Raw genomic sequence first — 17,263 nt, forward strand, 5'->3', positions numbered from 1 at the left:
GATCTCGAGATTGTCGCATGCCGTTCGGGACGCTCTGCGTCCTCTTTGGCGACGCAGAGCGTCGCGACCTGCATTCCCACGCGGAGCGTAGGGAACGATAAATCACTATCGTCCACTGGCGTGTGAGAGACGAGAGTTCAACCCCGCTCATGCACCAGCCGCCCACCCGACCAGGTCTGCTTCACCGTCCGGTCATCACCAATCGTCATCAGCACAAACAGAATCTCTTCAATGCCTTTCGCCTGCTTCAGCCGGTACGACAGCAGCGGTGTGGCGTTGTAATCGAGCACCAGAAAGTCGGCCTCGTTGCCCGGTTTCAGGCTGCCGACCTTGTCTTCCAGGCGCAGCGCCTGTGCGCCGCCCAGGGTCGCCAGGAACAGTGACTTGAACGGGCTCAGGCGTGCGCCCTGCATTTGCATGACCTTGTAGGCTTCGTTCAGCGTCTGCAGAATCGAAAAGCTGGTCCCGCCGCCCACATCGGTGCCCAGGCCGACATTGACTTTGTGCTTCTCGGCCATCGGCAGGTTGAACAGGCCGCTGCCCAGAAACAGGTTGGAGGTCGGGCAGAAGGCGATGGCCGAGCCGGTTTGCGCCAGCCGCGCGCATTGCTCGTCGCACAGGTGCACGCCGTGGGCAAACACAGAGCGTTCGCTCAACAGGTTGAAGTGGTCGTAAACGTCCAGGTAGTGCTTGCGCTCCGGAAACAGCGCCTTGACCCACTCGATTTCCTGAAGGTTTTCGCTGATGTGGGTCTGCATGTACAAACCGGGGTATTCAGTCAACAGCTGGCCCGCCAGGCTCAGCTGTTCCAGGCTGCTGGTCGGTGCGAAGCGCGGGGTCACGGCATAGCTCAGGCGACCCTTGCCATGCCAGCGTTCGATCAGCGCCTTGCTGTCGGCGTAGCCGGATTCTGGCGTATCGACCAGATAATCCGGTGCGTTGCGGTCCATCATCACCTTGCCGGCGATCATGCGCAGATCAAGCGCCTGCGCCGCACTGAAAAATGCCTCCACCGACTCTTTGTGCACGCTGCCGAACACCAGCGCCGTGGTGGTGCCGTTGCGCAGCAATTCCTTGATGAAGATATCCGCCACCTCGGCCGAATGCTCGGGGTCGGCGAACTGGCTTTCGCAGGGGAAGGTGTAGGTGTTCAGCCAGTCCAGCAATTGCTCGCCATACGCGCCGATCATGCCGGTTTGCGGCAGGTGAATGTGCGTGTCGATGAAGCCTGGCGTGATCAGCGCGTCCTGATACTCGATCAGCTCCACGTCACTGCCCATGCTGCCCAGCAGGCCGGCAGCATGGCCCAGCGCAACGATCTTGCCATCCTCGACCAGCAGCAGGCCGTCGGCGAAATATTCATAAGACGCTTCAATCGCCACTTCAGCCGGGTCGGCAATGCTGTGAACGATGGCGGCGCGGTAGGCCTTACGGTTGGAAACTGAACTCATGGCATTCTCGTTGTGACTGACTGCGGCTATTGCGACTGGCTGCGACGTGACGCAGGCAGCAGTCTGGCGATAGGTTCGGCGTTGGCACTGTGCTGGCCGAAGCTGACGTTATAGGTGGCGATGACTTCGGCGGCGATGGAGACCGCAATCTCGATGGGCAGTTTGCCTTTGACCTCGGCCAGGCCCATCGGGCAGCGCATGCGTTGCAGCAGGCTGGCGTCGAAACCGCGTTCACGCAAGCGGTGCTCGAACTTGACCCGCTTGGTTTTCGAGCCGATCAGCCCGAAATAGCCGAAATCCCCGCGCTTGAGGATGGCGGCGGTCAGTTCCAGGTCGAGCTGATGGTTGTGGGTCATGACGATGCAGTAAGTGCCGACCGGCAACTGCGCGACCTCATCGACCGGCTCGTCATTGACGATTTTCAGCACGCCTTCGGGCATTGATTCGGGGAATTCGTGCTCGCGGGCGTCGATCCAGCGTACCCGGCAGGGCAGGCTGGCCAGCAACGGCACCAGCGCACGGCCGACATGACCGGCGCCGAACACTGCGATGTGTGCGACTGGCTCACCCATCGGTTCGAACAGCAGCACGTTGACGCCGCCGCAGCACTGACCAAGGCTCGCGCCGAGGTTGAAGCGTTCGAGCCGCGTCTGTCGCATGCCGCTGGCGAGCATTTCGCGGGCGATTTCCATGGCCTTGTATTCCAGATGCCCGCCGCCGATGGTGTCGTAGATGCGCTCGGCGCAGACCACCATTTTCGAGCCGGCATTGCGCGGCGTAGAGCCCAGCTCTTCGATGATGGTCACCAGAATGCCCGGTTCGCTGCGGGCCTGAAGCTCGGCCAGGGCGCTGATCCAGTTATTCATTTTTGCTCCCGATTGGCGTCATTCTGAACTGACGCTTTCGCGAGCAAGCTCGCTCCCACGGGGGGAGATGCAACTGCAGAAGCAGCATGTGAGAGCGAGCCGGGCGACGCTTCGCTTGCTCGCGAAGAGGCCGGCACAGCACCTGAAACAATCGACTCGGATCGCTCAGTCGATACACAACCCGCCCGGCTTTTCTGACGCATCTGCTCACACCCCCATAGCACCTTTTCCGGCGTCGCCGGGGCGTCGATGTTCGGTTGATGGCGATAGCCACCGAGGCTCGCAACGGCGTCCTTGATCGCGCACCACGCCGCGATGCCGAGCATGAACGGTGGCTCACCCACGGCCTTGGAATGGAACACCGTGTCTTCCGGGTTCTTGCGGTTTTCGACAAGTGTTACGCGCAAGTCCAGCGGCATGTCGGCCACCGCCGGAATCTTGTATGACGCCGGGCCGCTGGTCACCAGTTTGCCTTTGTCGTTCCACACCAGCTCTTCGGTGGTCAGCCAGCCAGCGCCCTGAATGTAGCCGCCTTCGACCTGGCCGATGTCGATGGCCGGGTTCAGCGACGCGCCGACGTCATGCAGGATGTCGGTGCGCAAGGTCTTGTATTCACCGGTCAGCGTGTCGACGATCACCTCGACGCAGGCCGCACCGAACGCATAGTAGTAGAACGGCCGGCCACGCGCCTGGCTGCGGTCGTAGAAAATCTTCGGCGTCTTGTAATAACCGGTACTGGACAGCGACACCTGCCCCATCCACGCCTGTTGAGCCAACTCGGCAAAGGGCAGGACACTCTCACCGATCCGTATATGGCCGTTACGAAACTCGACCTCGGTTTCTGCCACTTGGTAATGCCGCGCGGCAAATTCAACCAGACGCTGCTTGAGGATTTCAGCGGCATTTTGCGCCGCCTTGCCGTTCAGGTCAGTGCCGCTGGATGCCGCCGTCGGGGAGGTGTTCGGCACCTTGTCGGTGTTGGTCGCGGTGATCTGGATGCGGTCGATATCAACTTGAAACACTTCAGCCACAACTTGCGCGACCTTGGTGTTCAAACCCTGGCCCATCTCTGTGCCGCCGTGGTTCAGGTGGATGCTGCCATCGGTGTAGATATGAATCAGCGCCCCCGCCTGATTGAGAAAGCTGGCGGTGAACGATATGCCGAATTTGACCGGCGTCAGCGCCAGGCCTTTTTTCAGGATCGGGCTGCTGGCGTTGAAATCCCGGATGGCCTCGCGGCGCTCGGCGTACTGGCTGCTCTGTTCCAGATCCGCCGTCATTTCTTCCAGCAGGTTGTGCTCGACGGTCTGGTAGTAATGGGTGACGTTGCGCTCGGTCTTGCCGTAGTAGTTGGCCTTGCGTACCGCCAATGGGTCCTTGCCGAGAAAACGCGCGATACAGTCCATCACTTCTTCGATGGCTACCATGCCTTGCGGGCCGCCAAAGCCCCGGTACGCGGTGTTGGACGCCGTGTGGGTCTTGCAGCGATGGCCGTTGATGGTCGCTTCGCCCAAGTAATAGGCGTTGTCGGCATGGAACATCGCGCGGTCGACAATCGAGGCCGACAGGTCTGGCGAATAGCCGCAGTTGCCGGCCAGATCGAGTTGGATGCTTTGCAGGCGACCGCTATCGTCAAAGCCCACGTCGTATTCGATGTAGAACGGGTGGCGCTTGCCGGTCATCTGCATGTCTTCGAAGCGTTGCAGGCGCATCTTGGTCGGCTGACCGGTCAGCCGCGCAATTACTGCGCACAGGCACGCCGGGCTGGCCGCTTGGGTTTCCTTGCCGCCGAAGCCACCGCCCATGCGCCGCATATCGACCACGATGCGGTTCATCGGTACGTTCAGCACCTCGGCCACCAGCTTCTGGATTTCCGTGGGGTTCTGGGTCGAGCAATAGACAATCATGCCGCCGTCTTCAGTCGGCATGACCGAGGAGATCTGGGTTTCCAGGTAAAAATGTTCCTGGCCGCCAATGTGCAGGTTGCCCTGCAAACGGTGGGTCGCACCTTGTAGAGCCGTCGCCGAATCGCCGCGCTTGTGGGTGTGGCTGTCGAGCACGAAATGCTTCTGGCGCAGGGCCTGAACCACATCCAGCACCGGCTCCAGGTCTTCATATTCGATGATTGCCGCCATCGCTGCCTGACGCGCGACGTCCAGATCCCGCGCGGCAACCGCAAGCACCGGCTGGCCGACGAATTCCACCTTGTCGATGGCCAGCAACGGGTCGCCGGGCAGCAGCGGGCCGATGTCTTTCAGACCGGGAATGTCTTCATGGGTAATCGCAATTCTTACGCCTTCAAAGGCGTAGCAGGGCGTGGTATCGATGCTGATGACGCGCGCATGGGCTCGGTCCGAGAGACGCGCGTAAACGTGCAGTTGATTGGGAAACTCAAGGCGATCATCGATGTACACCGCTTCGCCGGACACATGTTTGTCGGCGCTGTCGTGCTTGACGCTGCGGCCGACGCCAGTGCTCAGGTCCTGTTGAAACAGGGCCAGCATGTCGGCCTGGGTGAGGGGGGAGGAATGCTCAGACATAGTCGGTCACCCGCGTTGCGATGGCCGGGGTCTGCAATTCGATGAAATACTTGCGCAGCAGGTTCTGCGCGCTCAACAGGCGGTACTCCTTGCTGGCGCGAAAATCCGACAGCGGGCTGAAATCTTCTTTCAGTGCAGCGCAGGCCTGTTCGACGGTTTCGTTGTTCCATGGCTGGTCGACCAAGGCCCGCTCGCAGGCCTCTGCACGTTTCGGAATCGCCGCCATGCCGCCATAGGCCACACGCGCTTCGCGGATCACGCCGCCTTCTATATTCAGACGAAACGCCGCACACACCGCAGAAATATCGTCGTCCAGGCGCTTTGAGACTTTATAGGCCCGGAAGACCTGCCGGGGGTTGGCGGTCGGCACGATGATCTTCTCGATGAACTCGCCTGGCTGGCGGGCGGTGACCTTGTAGTCGATGAAATAATCTTCCAGCGCCAGCGTGCGCCGGGTGTCGCCTTTGCGCAGCACGATCTGTGCACCGAGGGCGATCAGCAGCGGCGGGGAGTCGCCGATGGGGGAGGCATTGCCGATGTTGCCGCCCAGCGTGCCCTGATTGCGGATCTGCAGCGAGGCAAAGCGCTGCAGCAGCTCGCCGAAGTCCGGGTATTGCGCCGTCAGCGCCGCGTAGCAATCGGTCAGTGGCGTGGCTGCGCCGATCTCCAGGCGGTCGTCGAAGCGTTCGACGCGCTTCATCTCCGCGATGTGCCCAACGTAAATCATCGCGGGCAGTGCTTTGTGGAATTGTGTGACTTCCAGCGCCAGGTCGGTGCCGCCCGCCAATAGACGCGCCTGCGGGTTGGCCTGGTACAGATCGGCGAGGTCGGCCACGGTCAGCGGGATCAGGCAGTGTTTTTCGCCGTCGTTGAGTTCGCCGGTCTGACTTGGCGTGATCGCACGCAGGCGCTCAATGGTCTGCGCCTGGCGCTGATCGAACTGGTCTGGCACACGCTGGCTGCAAGACTGCTCGGCAGCGGCCAGAATAGGACGATAACCGGTGCAGCGGCACAAGTTGCCGGCCAATGCTTCATGGGCCTGATGCGCGTTGGCATCGCTGCTGTTCTTTTGCAGGGCAAACAGCGACATCACAAACCCCGGCGTGCAAAAGCCGCACTGCGAGCCATGGCATTCGACCATCGCCTTTTGCACGCTGTGCAACTGGCCTTGGTGCTTGAGGTCTTCAACGCTGATCAACTGCTTGCCGTGTAGCGAGGCGACAAAGGTCAGGCATGAATTGACGCTGCGATAGCGCAGTTGTTGCTGGCCGTCTGCGTCGCTGTGCAGCTCGCCGACGACCACCGTACAGGCGCCACAGTCGCCGCTGGCGCAGCCTTCCTTGGTACCGGGCTTGTGTGCCTGCTCTCGCAGGTAGGTCAGCACAGTCATGTTCGGATTCAGGCTGCGCTCGGTTTTTAGCTCTTGGTTCAAAAGGAACTGAATCACGGCGCAAAGCCCTCACATGTATTGTCATCAGACATATCGATGAATCTATCAGCTCTGCCAATTGGGTCAATTTGTTTCTGACTCTCAAGTCAGGAAATCGGCTTTCCCTCGTCTTTCCGATCACGCTTGCGCAGGCTTCAGTGGTTCGGGCTGCGGATAATTCAAGGTTTTGCGTATTTCGTGCCAGTTTCCTCTTCTATGGCCCTGCGCCACCCGCATCGGTTGCGATACACTCCGCGACTTGCATGCAGAACAGCTTTTTTGAAGGATAGTCATGACGTTCAAGGCCCCGGACAGCCTCGCTGAGCAAATTGCTCATCACCTTGCCGAGCGGATCATTCGCGGCGAGCTCAAGCCTGGAGAGCGCATTCAGGAGCAGAAAGTCACACAGGCGTTGAACGTCAGTCGTGGCTCTGTGCGCGAAGCATTGCTAATTCTCGAACGCCGTCATTTGGTGGTGATTCTGCCGCGTCGTGGCGCACAAGTGACCGTGCTCAATGCCCACAACGTCACCAGCCTGTGCAACCTGATGAGCGAGCTGTACATCCTGCTGGCCAATGCCGTGGCCGAGCGCTGGCAGAGCGAAGACGACCTCGCGCCGTTTCTGCAGTGCCAGCAGCGCCAGCAGCGCCTGCAGGCCAGTTTCGAGCAGCAGGACGTCAGGATGTTCGTCGAAGAGAGCTTCAACGTGATGCGCGCGGCCTATCCGTTCGCCAACAACCTGTACCTTGAAGAAACCGTCGAGAACCTTCAGCCTTCGATGAGTCGCAGCTATTTTCTGGCGCTTGAGCAGCGCAAGGCTGAAATGAGCGAGTATCTGGCGCTGTTCGGTGACATGCTCGCCGCCGTCCTGGCGCGCGATCTGGCGCAGATTCGCGTGGTGCTGACCCGCTACTGTCAGCGCAGTTGCCAGCTCGTGCTGTCCGCTCTGGAAGCGAGCTGACGCATGCGCCTGAAGTGCATCAAGCTGGCGGGGTTCAAATCTTTCGTCGACCCCACCACGGTGAACTTCCCCAGCAACATGGCGGCTGTCGTCGGCCCCAACGGGTGTGGCAAATCCAATATTATCGACGCTGTGCGCTGGGTCATGGGCGAAAGCTCGGCCAAGAACCTGCGCGGCGAGTCCATGACCGACGTCATTTTCAACGGCTCGACCAGCCGCAAGCCGGTCAGCCAGGCGAGCATCGAGCTGGTCTTCGACAACTCCGACGGCACGCTGGTCGGCGAGTACGCGGCCTACGCAGAAATCTCCATTCGCCGCAAAGTCACCCGCGACAGCCAGAACAGCTATTACCTGAACGGCACCAAGTGCCGTCGTCGCGACATCACCGACATCTTCCTCGGCACCGGCCTGGGGCCGCGCAGCTACTCGATCATCGAGCAGGGCATGATCTCCAAGCTGATCGAAGCCAAGCCCGAGGACCTGCGCAACTTCATCGAAGAAGCCGCCGGCATCTCCAAGTACAAGGAGCGCCGTCGGGAAACCGAAAACCGTATCCGCCGTACTCACGAAAACCTCGCGCGCCTGACTGACCTTCGCGAAGAACTCGAGCGCCAGCTGGAGCGCTTGCACCGCCAGGCTCAGGCTGCCGAGAAGTATCAGGAATACAAGGCCGAAGAGCGCCAGTTGAAGGCGCAACTGTCAGCCCTGCGCTGGCAGGCATTGAATGAGCAGGTAGGTCAGCGCGAGGCGGTGATCGGCAATCAGGAAGTCGGTTTCGAGGCACTGGTGGCCGATCAGCGCAGCGCAGATGCCAGCATCGAGCGGCTGCGCGACGGGCATCATGACCTGTCCGAGCGCTTCAATCTGGTGCAGGGGCGCTTCTATTCAGTGGGCGGCGACATCGCCCGTGTGGAGCAGAGCATTCAGCACGGTCAGCAGCGCCTGCGCCAGTTGCAGGACGACCTGCGCGAAGCCGAGCGCGCCCGTCTGGAAACCGAATCGCATCTGGGCCACGACAGCACCTTGCTCGCCACCCTGGGCGAAGAGCTGGAAATGCTTGAGCCCGAGCAGGAAATGACCAGCGCCGCCGCCGAGGAATCGGCCATTGCGCTGGAAGATGCCGAGTCGGCGATGCAGGGCTGGCAGGAGCAGTGGGACGTCTTCAACCAGCAGTCCGCCGAGCCACAGCGTCAGGCGCAGGTTCAGCAATCCCGTATTCAGCAACTGGAACAGAGCATCGAGCGTCTGGCCGAGCGCCAGCGACGTCTGGCCGAGGAACGTCAACTGCTGACGGCCGACCCGGAAGACGCGGCCATTCTCGAATTGAGCGAAGACCTCGCGACCCGAGACATGACCCTCGAAGAACTGCACATGGGTGAAGAGCTAGCGGTCGAGCGTCTGGAGCAATTGCGCGAGGCCCTGCAGAACGCCAGTCACGCACAGCAGCAGGCCCAGGGCGAGCTGCAACGCCTCAACGGCCGACTGGCCTCACTGGAAGCCCTGCAACAGGCTGCGCTCGATCCGGATACTGGCACCGCCGAATGGCTGCGTGATCAGCAATTGGCCGAGCGCCCGCGCCTGGCCGAGGGGCTGAGCGTCGAGGCGGGCTGGGAGCTGGCAGTCGAAACGGTGCTGGGTGCCGATTTGCAGGCAGTGCTGGTCGATGATTTCGACGGGCTCGATCTGGCCAACTTTGAGCAGGGTGATCTGCGCCTGCTCAGTGCCAGTGCCGACACGGTCCGCGTGCCGGGCAGCTTGCTGGAAAAGGTCGAAAGCACGGTCGATCTGGCGGCCTGGCTGGGTCAGGTGATTCCGGTCGAGAATCTGGACGAAGCGCTGGCGCGCCGTATGCAACTGAGCGCCGGGCAAAGCCTGATCAGCCGCGACGGTTACTGGGTCGGCCGGCACTTTTTGCGGGTACGACGTGCCAGCGAAGCGCAGAGCGGCGTGTTGGCGCGCGGGCAGGAATTGCAGCGGCTGGGGCTGGAGCGCGACGAGCGCGAAGCGACCCTGGCCACGCTTGAAGAGCAATTGCTGAGCCTGCGTGAGCAACAGTCGCAGCAGGAAGACGCCCGCGAGCAACTGCGTCGTCGGGTGCAGGACGAAACCCGTCAGCAAAGCGAACTCAAGGCGCAGCTGTCGGCCGCCAGGGTCAAAGTCGAGCAGTTGACCCTGCGCCGCACGCGTCTGGACGAAGAGCTGGCCGAGCTGGGCGAGCAGCGTTCCGTCGAGCATGAGCACCTGGGTGAGTCGCGCCTGCAACTGCAGGACGCACTGGATTCGATGGCGCTGGATACCGAACAGCGCGAAGTGCTCCAGGCCCAGCGTGATGCGCTGCGCGAGCGTCTGGACCGGATACGTCAGGACGCGCGGCAGCACAAGGACCACAGCCACCAGTTGGCGGTGCGCCTGGGCTCGATCAAGGCGCAATACGAGTCGACACGTCAGGCGCTGGAGCGCCTGCGCATGCAGTCTGAAAGGCTGACGGAAAAACGCGAACAACTGAGCCTGAACCTGGAGGAGGGCGAGGCGCCGCTTGAAGAGCTGCGTCTCAAGCTTGAAGAGCTGCTGGAGCGGCGCATGGTGGTCGATGACGAAATGCGCATCGCCAAGAACGCACTCGAAGACGCCGACCGTGAACTGCGTGAAGCAGAGAAGCGCCGTACTCAGGCCGAGCAGCAATCGCAGCTGCTGCGTGGTCAGCTCGAGCAGCAACGCCTGGAGTGGCAAGCGCTGAGCGTGCGCCGCACCGCGTTGCAGGACCAGTTGCACGAAGACGGCTACGACCTGCACGGCGTGCTCGCCACCCTGACATCGGAAGCCAGCGAGCAGGCCGCCGAGCAGCAACTGGAAAGCATCGCCGGGCGCATTCAGCGTCTGGGCGCGATCAACCTCGCTGCCATCGACGAGTATCAACAGCAATCCGAGCGCAAGCGTTATCTGGATGCGCAGGACGCCGATCTGGTAGAAGCGCTCGACACGCTGGAAAACGTCATTCGCAAGATCGACAAGGAAACCCGAAACCGCTTCAAAGATACCTTCGATCAGATAAATAGCGGAATTCAAGCACTTTTCCCGAAAGTTTTCGGTGGTGGCTCTGCTTATTTGGAACTGACAGGCGAAGATTTACTCGATACAGGGGTGACAATCATGGCGCGTCCTCCTGGCAAGAAGAACAGCACCATCCATTTGCTGTCGGGTGGGGAAAAAGCACTGACGGCGCTGGCACTGGTTTTTGCCATCTTCAAGCTCAATCCTGCACCGTTCTGCATGCTTGACGAGGTCGATGCGCCACTGGATGACGCCAACGTGGTACGGTATGCGCGGTTGGTGAAAGAAATGTCACAAACTGTGCAGTTCATCTACATCACCCACAACAAGATCGCCATGGAAATGGCCGATCAACTGATGGGGGTGACGATGCACGAGCCCGGCTGTTCAAGGCTGGTAGCGGTGGACGTCGAGCAGGCCATGGCGTTGGTGGATGCTTGAGTCGGGCTCGTTACGGCGGCGAAAACGCAGAATTGCGCTGTGAAAATGTGACGTTTGTACGATAGATGGCAATATGCACAGCGAAGAGAGGTAACAGACGGTGTAAAGTTGCCTTTGGTCGTGCTAGTTTAGTGGCCACTTTTTTTATTTTCATGTGGGCAAAATGCCAGTCAGAACATAGACTTGGCACCACGTATTAAAGGGGTTTAGGCCCTTATTTTCAGATTTCTTCATTAGAGGCACTGGATTACATGGAAATCGGTCTGCGCGAGTGGCTGATCGTCATCGGCATAATAGTCATTGCCGGTATTCTCTTTGATGGCTGGCGCCGTATGCGCGGCGGCAAGGGCAAATTGAAATTCAGGCTGGATCGGAGCTTCTCCAACCTTCCGGATGAAGAAGAAACCACGTCTGCCGAAGTGCTGGGCCCGCCGCGTGTGCTGGACACGCACAAGGAGCCGCAACTTGACGAGCATGATTTGCCGTCGATGAGCGCCAACCCGCGTGACAACAAGCGCGGTGCCGGCAGCGAAAAACGGGGTGACAAGAAGCGCAAGGACGAGCCGCAGCAGGGCGATCTGAACCTTGATCTGGATGGCCCGAGCCTGTTCACGGCGCGTGACGACGATTTCCCGGATGATAAACCGGCCCAGCGCATCACCGAAGACAAGGACCTGCCACCGGTAGAAGAAGTACTGGTCATCAGCGTGATCTCGCGCAACGAAAGCGGCTTCAAGGGCCCAGCGTTGCTGCAGAACATTCTGGAAAGCGGTCTGCGTTTTGGCGAAATGGACATTTTCCACCGTCACGAAAGCATGGCTGGCAACGGCGAAGTGCTGTTCTCGATGGCCAATGCGGTCAAGCCCGGCGTATTCGATCTGGACGACATCGACCATTTCAGCACCCGTGCAGTCAGCTTCTTCCTTGGCTTGCCAGGCCCTCGTCGTCCGAAGCAGGCTTTTGATGTGATGGTTGCTGCTGCTCGCAAGCTGGCTCACGAGCTGGATGGCGAACTTAAAGATGACCAGCGCAGTGTCATGACCGCGCAAACCATCGAGCATTATCGCCAGCGTATCGTCGAGTTCGAGCGTCGTGCGCTGACCCAGCGTCGCGGGTAAGCGTCATTGCACCGGTCCCGTGCCAGGCGTGTGCTTGGGCATGCCTTGCGGAACCGGACTGAAGCAGAGCAGAGCCAACAGATGAGCAGCCTCGGCTGCTTTTTTGCTTTTTGAGAGAACACCGTATGAAGGCCGCCGAAACCCGAATCCTGGAACTGCGTGCAGAGCTGGATCAGCACAACTACCGCTATCACGTTCTGGACGAGCCGAGCATCCCGGATGCCGAGTACGACCGCCTGTTCCACGAACTCAAGGCCCTTGAGGCAGAAAACCCGCATCTGGTCACGCCCGATTCGCCGACCCAGCGGGTGGGCAGTACCGCATTGTCGGCCTTCACTCAGGTGCGTCACGAAATGGCCATGCTCAGCCTGGGCAACGCCTTCGAAGAAAAAGACCTGCGCGAGTTCGACCGCCGTGTAACCGAAGGGCTGGACCTGCCTGCCGGGGATCTGTTTGGCGAAGGCAGCAAGGTGCAATACAGCTGCGAGCCCAAGCTGGACGGCCTGGCGGTCAGCCTGCTGTACCGCGACGGTGCACTGGTGCGCGGTGCCACACGCGGCGACGGGACCACGGGCGAAGACATCAGCGTCAATGTGCGCACCGTGCGCAATATCCCGCTCAAGCTGCAAGGCAAGGGCTGGCCAGAGGTGCTGGAAGTACGCGGCGAAGTGTTCATGTCCAAGGCCGGTTTCGAGCGGCTTAACGCCAGCCAGCTGGAAGTCGGCGGCAAGACCTTCGCCAACCCGCGCAACGCCGCTGCTGGCAGCCTGCGCCAGCTGGATTCGAAGATCACCGCCAACCGTCCGCTGGAATTCTGCTGCTATGGCTTGGGGCAGACCTCGGCAGAAATTGCCGACACGCACATCGGCGTGCTTGAAACGTTGAAAAAATGGGGCATGCCGGTCAGTCGCGAACTGAAACTGGCGGACGGCGTCGAGGAGTGCCTGGCTTACTACCGCGACATTGGTGAGCGACGTCTTTCGCTGACCTACGAGATCGACGGTGTGGTGTTCAAGGTCAACAACCTGGCGGCGCAGCGCGAACTGGGCTTTCGTGCCCGCGAGCCACGCTGGGCGATTGCCCACAAGTTTCCGGCCATGGAAGAGCTGACCGAACTGCTGGACGTTGAATTTCAGGTCGGCCGTACCGGCGCAGTCACGCCGGTCGCGCGCCTCAAGCCGGTCAAGGTTGCCGGTGTCATGGTCGCCAATGCCACGCTGCACAACATGGATGAAGTGGCGCGGCTGGGGCTGATGATTGGCGACACGGTGATTATCCGTCGCGCCGGTGACGTGATTCCGCAGGTGGTGCAGGTCGTCGTCGAGCGCCGCCCCGAAACCGCCAAACCGGTCGAAGTCCCGCAAAGCTGCCCGGTGTGCGGCTCGCATGTCGAGCGCACGCAGTTGATCAAACGCAGCAAGGGCAAGGAAACCGTCACTGAAGGCGCGGTGTATCGCTGCGTCGGGCGGCTGGCCTGTGGTGCGCAACTCAAGCAGGCGATCATTCACTATGTGTCGCGTCGGGCGATGGACATCGAAGGTTTGGGCGACAAGACCATCGAGCAACTGGTCGATGAAAAGCTCATTGGTTCGCCTGCCGACCTGTACAAACTGAAATACGAACAGATCATCGACCTGGAAGGCTTTGCTGAAATCTCCAGCAACAAGCTGCTCAAGGCGATTGCCGACAGCAGGCAGCCGACCCTGGCGCGCTTTATCTATGCCCTGGGTATTCCCGATGTAGGCGAGGAGACGGCCAAGGTACTGGCGCGCTCACTGGCGTCGCTGGACCGCGTCAAACAGGCACTGCCGGAAGTGCTGACTTATCTGCCGGATGTCGGTCTGGAAGTCGCTTACGAAATTCACAGCTTCTTCGAGGATGAGCACAATCGCAACGTCATTGACGCGCTGCTGGGCGAGTGCGGTCTGCAATTGCAGGATCAGGGTGAGCTGGGCGCAGAGTTTGCCGCCAGCACCACGCTGGAAGGCCTGATCGACAAGCTGCACATTCCATCGGTAGGACCGGGTGCTGCACAGAAACTGGCTGACCGGTTCGGCACGCTTGAGGCGGTCATCAGCGCTGACTGGCTGGACATGCGCCAGACGCTGCCGGAGAAACAGGCCAAATCGGTTCGCGACTTCTTCGACGACAACGTCAACGCCGAGCGCGCGCGCGCCATCGAAGCCCAGCTCAAGGACTTCGGCATGCATTGGCGTAGCGAGAAAAAAACCGTCGAAGGCTTGCCGCTGGCAGGCCAGACCTGGGTGCTGACCGGTTCGCTGGAACGCATGAGCCGCGACGTCGCCAAGGAAAAACTCGAAAGCCTGGGGGCCAAGGTGTCCGGCTCGGTATCGGCCAAGACCCACACCGTGGTCGCCGGGCCAGGTGCGGGTTCCAAACTGACCAAAGCCAACGAGCTGGGCCTGATCGTGCTGGACGAAGAGGCACTGCTCAAGCGCCTGACCGAACTGGGCGTAGCGGTTGATTGAGCAAGGCCGGTGATGCATGCCTATGCACTTGTCCGGAATGTAGGAGCGGACTTGTCCGCGAACTGTCGGGAACCGACAGTAAAACCGGTACGCCCGGCACCTCAAAAAGCCCTGTTTTGCGTGGTCATCAGGACTTGTGTAACGCTGAGCGCTGTAGCGTTGGAACGATAATCTCAACTATCGTGCGATGCGATGCGATGCACTGCGATGCACTGCGCGTAAGCATGCAGTTTCCGGCCTTTGATTATCGTGCCGACGCTCCGCGTCGGTGCGCCGTGCTGGACGCACTGCGTCCGATCTTGCATGGGGAGTGCCACACCCCACCGACGCACCGTTTTCGCCCACAAAAACGCCGCCAACACTGTCCGTCTCCGCCGGCCGATAATATTTTGAACCCCTTCAGCGTCGGCATGATCTAGTCCATGCAAGGCCAACGGGAGATCGCCATGTATCGCTTTTTCGAGCAATTGAGTTCACGCATTACCGCCCCATTTGTCGGCGAATCCAAACGTAACAGCAAGGTCTGGCAGTGCACCTGCGGCCAGTCGGTGTTTTTCCCCAATTCTCAATGCCTGGCCTGTTCGGCGGCGCTGGGTTATCTGCCAGAGCAGAGCCGGGTGGCTGCACTGGAAGCGGGTCCTGATGCCGCGACCTGGCGCTTGAGTGACGAACCGGGCGCAGGCCTGTATCGGCGTTGCGCCAACCTCGACACGCCAGCGGCGTGCAACTGGCTGTTTCCGGCGCACAACGCCGGAGAGTTCTGCGTGGCATGCAGCCTCAATCGGACCATTCCCGACCTGTCCATCGTTGAAAACGGCGAGCGCTGGCGCAAGGTCGAGACTGCCAAACGCCGCCTGGTCGCGCAGTTGATTTCGATGGGGCTGCAAGTCATCCCCAAGACCGTCGATGAAGAAACCGGCCTGGCCTTTGACTTTGTCGGCGTCGATCTGGAAGGCAAGCTGCCGACCACCGGCCACGCCAATGGCCTGATCACGCTGAACATCGAAGAAGCCGACGACGCGCACCGCGAAGCCATGCGCGTGCAGATGCACGAACCGTATCGCACCTTGCTCGGCCACTTCCGCCACGAAGTCGGTCACTACTATTGGGATCGGCTGATTGCCGATACCCGCTGGCAGGACGGTTGCCGCAACCTGTTCGGCGACGAGCGCGCCAGCTACGCCGATGCGCTTGATCACCACTACCAGAACGGCGCGCCCGACAATTGGCAGGAAAGCTTCGTCAGTGCCTACGCCACCATGCATCCGTGGGAAGACTGGGCCGAGACCTGGGCTCACTACCTGCACATGATGGATGCGGTCGACACCGCGCTGGGTTTCGGCATGAGTGCCCGCGACATGGAACTCGATTATCAGCCGTTCCCGCTGGACGTGCTCTACGATCCACAGCACCCCGGCGGCCCGGCGTTTCTGTCGTTCGTCAACGCCTGGATCGAACTGGCAAGCATGCTCAACGAGCTATCACGCAGCATGGGCCAGCCGGATTTCTATCCGTTCGTGCTGCCGCCGGCGGTGATTGCCAAGTTGCACTTCATCCATTTGGTCATTCAGGATGCAGGCGGCAAGGCCGATGAGGTCTTGTTGGCTCAGTAACCCAAGCAGCGCCTGACATCCCGCGATGTCAGGCGCGCTCAAACTCCGTATCAAAGCTTCAATACCAGCCTGCGCTCGAAACCGATCCGCCCGCGATACGCCTCTCCGGTGTCAATCCAGCCCTGACCCACATAAAGCCCGATGGCAGCGCTGTTGTCCGCGTCCACCGAGAGCATCAACTGCGTGATGTCCGGCCATTTCAGACTCAGTGCGGCAGGCAACGCCTGCAGGCATGTCTTGCCCAACCCTTTGCCCTGTTCACGGCGGTCGATCTGCAACGCATGCAGCGTCGCAGCCAGTTCTTCCTGAGCCCAATGCGGCAGGCAGTCGCCACGCTTGAGCAGAAAAAAGCCTACAGGCCTCTCATCGACCAGAAGCACGAAGCCGCAAACGTTCGGATTGGGATTGACCAGAAGCGTATTGAGCGCCGTGTAGATGTCACCGGAGAACTGCGTCTGTTCCGGCGTGACCTCCAGTTTTTCCAACTGCTGGCACTGGTGTGGATCGAGATCGTGGTAGCCGACCAATCGAGTCTGCATGAGCAACCTGCTGGCTGATTATTATTGAGGCGGGCAGGGTACAGGATCGTGCGGGGGTATTTCGAGGATTTGCAGCGTTGCCGGTGAAGGCGGATTTGCGTTTCGGCCCCGGTACACAAGTGCTTGAGCGCTATCGAAATTTTTATCCAGGGCAACGGTTGTAAACTCGCGCAAGACCGGTACAATGGCGCGGCTCGCCACTGGCGAGCGTCGTTATGGTGACCCCATCGGTCCCCCCGCAACGATTACCCGTGAACCTGGTCAGATCCGGAAGGAAGCAGCCACAGCGGGAACATTGTGTGCCGGGGTGTGGCTGGTGGGGGCACCACCTATCTCTAGATCCTTGATTTTTTAGGGTTTTTCGCGTAAAAAGTCTAGAAGTGTGGCAAGGTTTAGGCTCACCGATACGGTGCATTCTGCTTGTGATCTAACCTTTATAATGTTATCCCGTTATAAAACCGGTTTAGGCTGCATCCTCATCGATTAGTAATTGTGGCGTCAGTAGTATGCAGGCACCATTCGTTCAGAGCGATACCTAGCATAACGATTTCGTTGTGAATTTGGACCGTTCCTTCTAGCACCTCATGCACCCAGTAGCCTTTGAATTTTCTTCCTTGATACTCGAAGGCTGCGATTTCCGCTCCGCCTCCTAGTGTGCTGTCTCAAAAATAAATGCTCTGTAAAATCGTCTATTCTTGCTCGTTGATTACACCGTTGGAGGCGAAGAAATGAGCGCCCAAGATATCGTCCTGAGTCCTGAAGAAA

The 17,263-nt window shown here is 60.1% G+C and carries 10 protein-coding genes and 1 other RNA gene; 6 read left to right on the top strand and 5 right to left on the bottom strand.

Annotation, left to right across the window (positions count from 1 at the left end; genetic code table 11):
- Window positions 1-137 precede the first annotated feature (137 nt).
- From guaD to xdhA, 4 genes are read right to left on the bottom strand one after another with little or no spacing between them, the layout of a single operon-like run.
- Window positions 138-1,451 (bottom strand): guanine deaminase, encoded by a 1,314-nt coding sequence (guaD, locus tag DW49_RS0121355; RefSeq protein WP_005619453.1) that lies wholly within the window; start codon window positions 1,449-1,451, stop codon window positions 138-140.
- A gap of 26 nt (window positions 1,452-1,477) precedes the next feature.
- The gene (xdhC, locus tag DW49_RS0121360; protein ID WP_005619451.1) at window positions 1,478-2,317 is read right to left on the bottom strand and encodes a xanthine dehydrogenase accessory protein XdhC; all 840 of its coding nucleotides are present in this window, start codon (window positions 2,315-2,317) and stop codon (window positions 1,478-1,480) included.
- Window positions 2,314-4,857, bottom strand: coding sequence for a xanthine dehydrogenase molybdopterin binding subunit (gene xdhB / locus DW49_RS0121365; RefSeq protein ID WP_024421382.1), 2,544 nt, complete (start codon window positions 4,855-4,857; stop codon window positions 2,314-2,316). The genes xdhC and xdhB overlap by 4 nt, the downstream gene beginning before the upstream one ends.
- A complete protein-coding gene (gene xdhA / locus DW49_RS0121370) occupies window positions 4,850-6,304 on the bottom strand; it encodes a xanthine dehydrogenase small subunit (protein WP_005619449.1) in 1,455 nt (484 codons plus the stop codon). The genes xdhB and xdhA overlap by 8 nt, the downstream gene beginning before the upstream one ends.
- 274 nt (window positions 6,305-6,578) lie before the next feature.
- Between xdhA and DW49_RS0121375 the strand changes: the two genes are divergently transcribed.
- The 5 genes from DW49_RS0121375 to DW49_RS0121395 all read left to right on the top strand — a co-directional run bounded on the left by DW49_RS0121375 (window position 6,579) and on the right by DW49_RS0121395 (window position 15,959).
- Window positions 6,579-7,247 (top strand): GntR family transcriptional regulator, encoded by a 669-nt coding sequence (locus DW49_RS0121375; protein ID WP_005619448.1) that lies wholly within the window; start codon window positions 6,579-6,581, stop codon window positions 7,245-7,247.
- Window positions 7,248-7,250: 3 nt separating this feature from the next.
- A complete protein-coding gene (gene smc / locus DW49_RS0121380; RefSeq protein WP_005619446.1) occupies window positions 7,251-10,739 on the top strand; it encodes a chromosome segregation protein SMC in 3,489 nt (1,162 codons plus the stop codon).
- Window positions 10,740-10,990: 251 nt separating this feature from the next.
- A complete protein-coding gene (zipA, locus tag DW49_RS0121385) occupies window positions 10,991-11,857 on the top strand; it encodes a cell division protein ZipA (RefSeq protein ID WP_005619445.1) in 867 nt (288 codons plus the stop codon).
- A gap of 125 nt (window positions 11,858-11,982) precedes the next feature.
- Complete coding sequence (gene ligA, locus DW49_RS0121390; RefSeq protein ID WP_024420747.1) at window positions 11,983-14,346, top strand: NAD-dependent DNA ligase LigA; 2,364 nt, start codon at window positions 11,983-11,985, stop codon at window positions 14,344-14,346.
- Between the two features lie 446 nt (window positions 14,347-14,792).
- Window positions 14,793-15,959, top strand: coding sequence for a zinc-binding metallopeptidase family protein (locus tag DW49_RS0121395; RefSeq protein WP_024420748.1), 1,167 nt, complete (start codon window positions 14,793-14,795; stop codon window positions 15,957-15,959).
- Window positions 15,960-16,009: 50 nt separating this feature from the next.
- On the opposite strand, the gene DW49_RS0121400 is transcribed toward DW49_RS0121395, so the two are convergent.
- Window positions 16,010-16,498: a GNAT family N-acetyltransferase gene (locus DW49_RS0121400; RefSeq protein ID WP_005619442.1), complete on the bottom strand. Its 489-nt coding sequence runs from the start codon at window positions 16,496-16,498 to the stop codon at window positions 16,010-16,012.
- A gap of 225 nt (window positions 16,499-16,723) precedes the next feature.
- Here DW49_RS0121400 and ffs point away from each other — a divergent pair.
- Window positions 16,724-16,820, top strand: an RNA gene (gene ffs / locus DW49_RS1000000130715) — signal recognition particle sRNA small type.
- The last annotated feature ends 443 nt before the right edge of the window (window positions 16,821-17,263 follow it).

This window comes from Pseudomonas avellanae BPIC 631 (genome assembly GCF_000444135.1).
In the GTDB taxonomy this organism is placed as follows: domain Bacteria; phylum Pseudomonadota; class Gammaproteobacteria; order Pseudomonadales; family Pseudomonadaceae; genus Aquipseudomonas; species Aquipseudomonas avellanae.

What these genes read in the sequence shown, in the direction of transcription:
- guaD (WP_005619453.1), bottom strand. Translation starts at nt 1,451, where the DNA reads ATGAGTTCAGTTTCCAACCGTAAGGCCTACCGCGCCGCCATCGTTCAC.
- xdhC (WP_005619451.1), bottom strand. Translation starts at nt 2,317, where the DNA reads ATGAATAACTGGATCAGCGCCCTGGCCGAGCTTCAGGCCCGCAGCGAA.
- xdhB (WP_024421382.1), bottom strand. Translation starts at nt 4,857, where the DNA reads ATGTCTGAGCATTCCTCCCCCCTCACCCAGGCCGACATGCTGGCCCTG.
- DW49_RS0121375 (WP_005619448.1), top strand. Translation starts at nt 6,579, where the DNA reads ATGACGTTCAAGGCCCCGGACAGCCTCGCTGAGCAAATTGCTCATCAC.
- smc (WP_005619446.1), top strand. Translation starts at nt 7,251, where the DNA reads ATGCGCCTGAAGTGCATCAAGCTGGCGGGGTTCAAATCTTTCGTCGAC.
- zipA (WP_005619445.1), top strand. Translation starts at nt 10,991, where the DNA reads ATGGAAATCGGTCTGCGCGAGTGGCTGATCGTCATCGGCATAATAGTC.
- ligA (WP_024420747.1), top strand. Translation starts at nt 11,983, where the DNA reads ATGAAGGCCGCCGAAACCCGAATCCTGGAACTGCGTGCAGAGCTGGAT.
- DW49_RS0121395 (WP_024420748.1), top strand. Translation starts at nt 14,793, where the DNA reads ATGTATCGCTTTTTCGAGCAATTGAGTTCACGCATTACCGCCCCATTT.
- DW49_RS0121400 (WP_005619442.1), bottom strand. Translation starts at nt 16,498, where the DNA reads ATGCAGACTCGATTGGTCGGCTACCACGATCTCGATCCACACCAGTGC.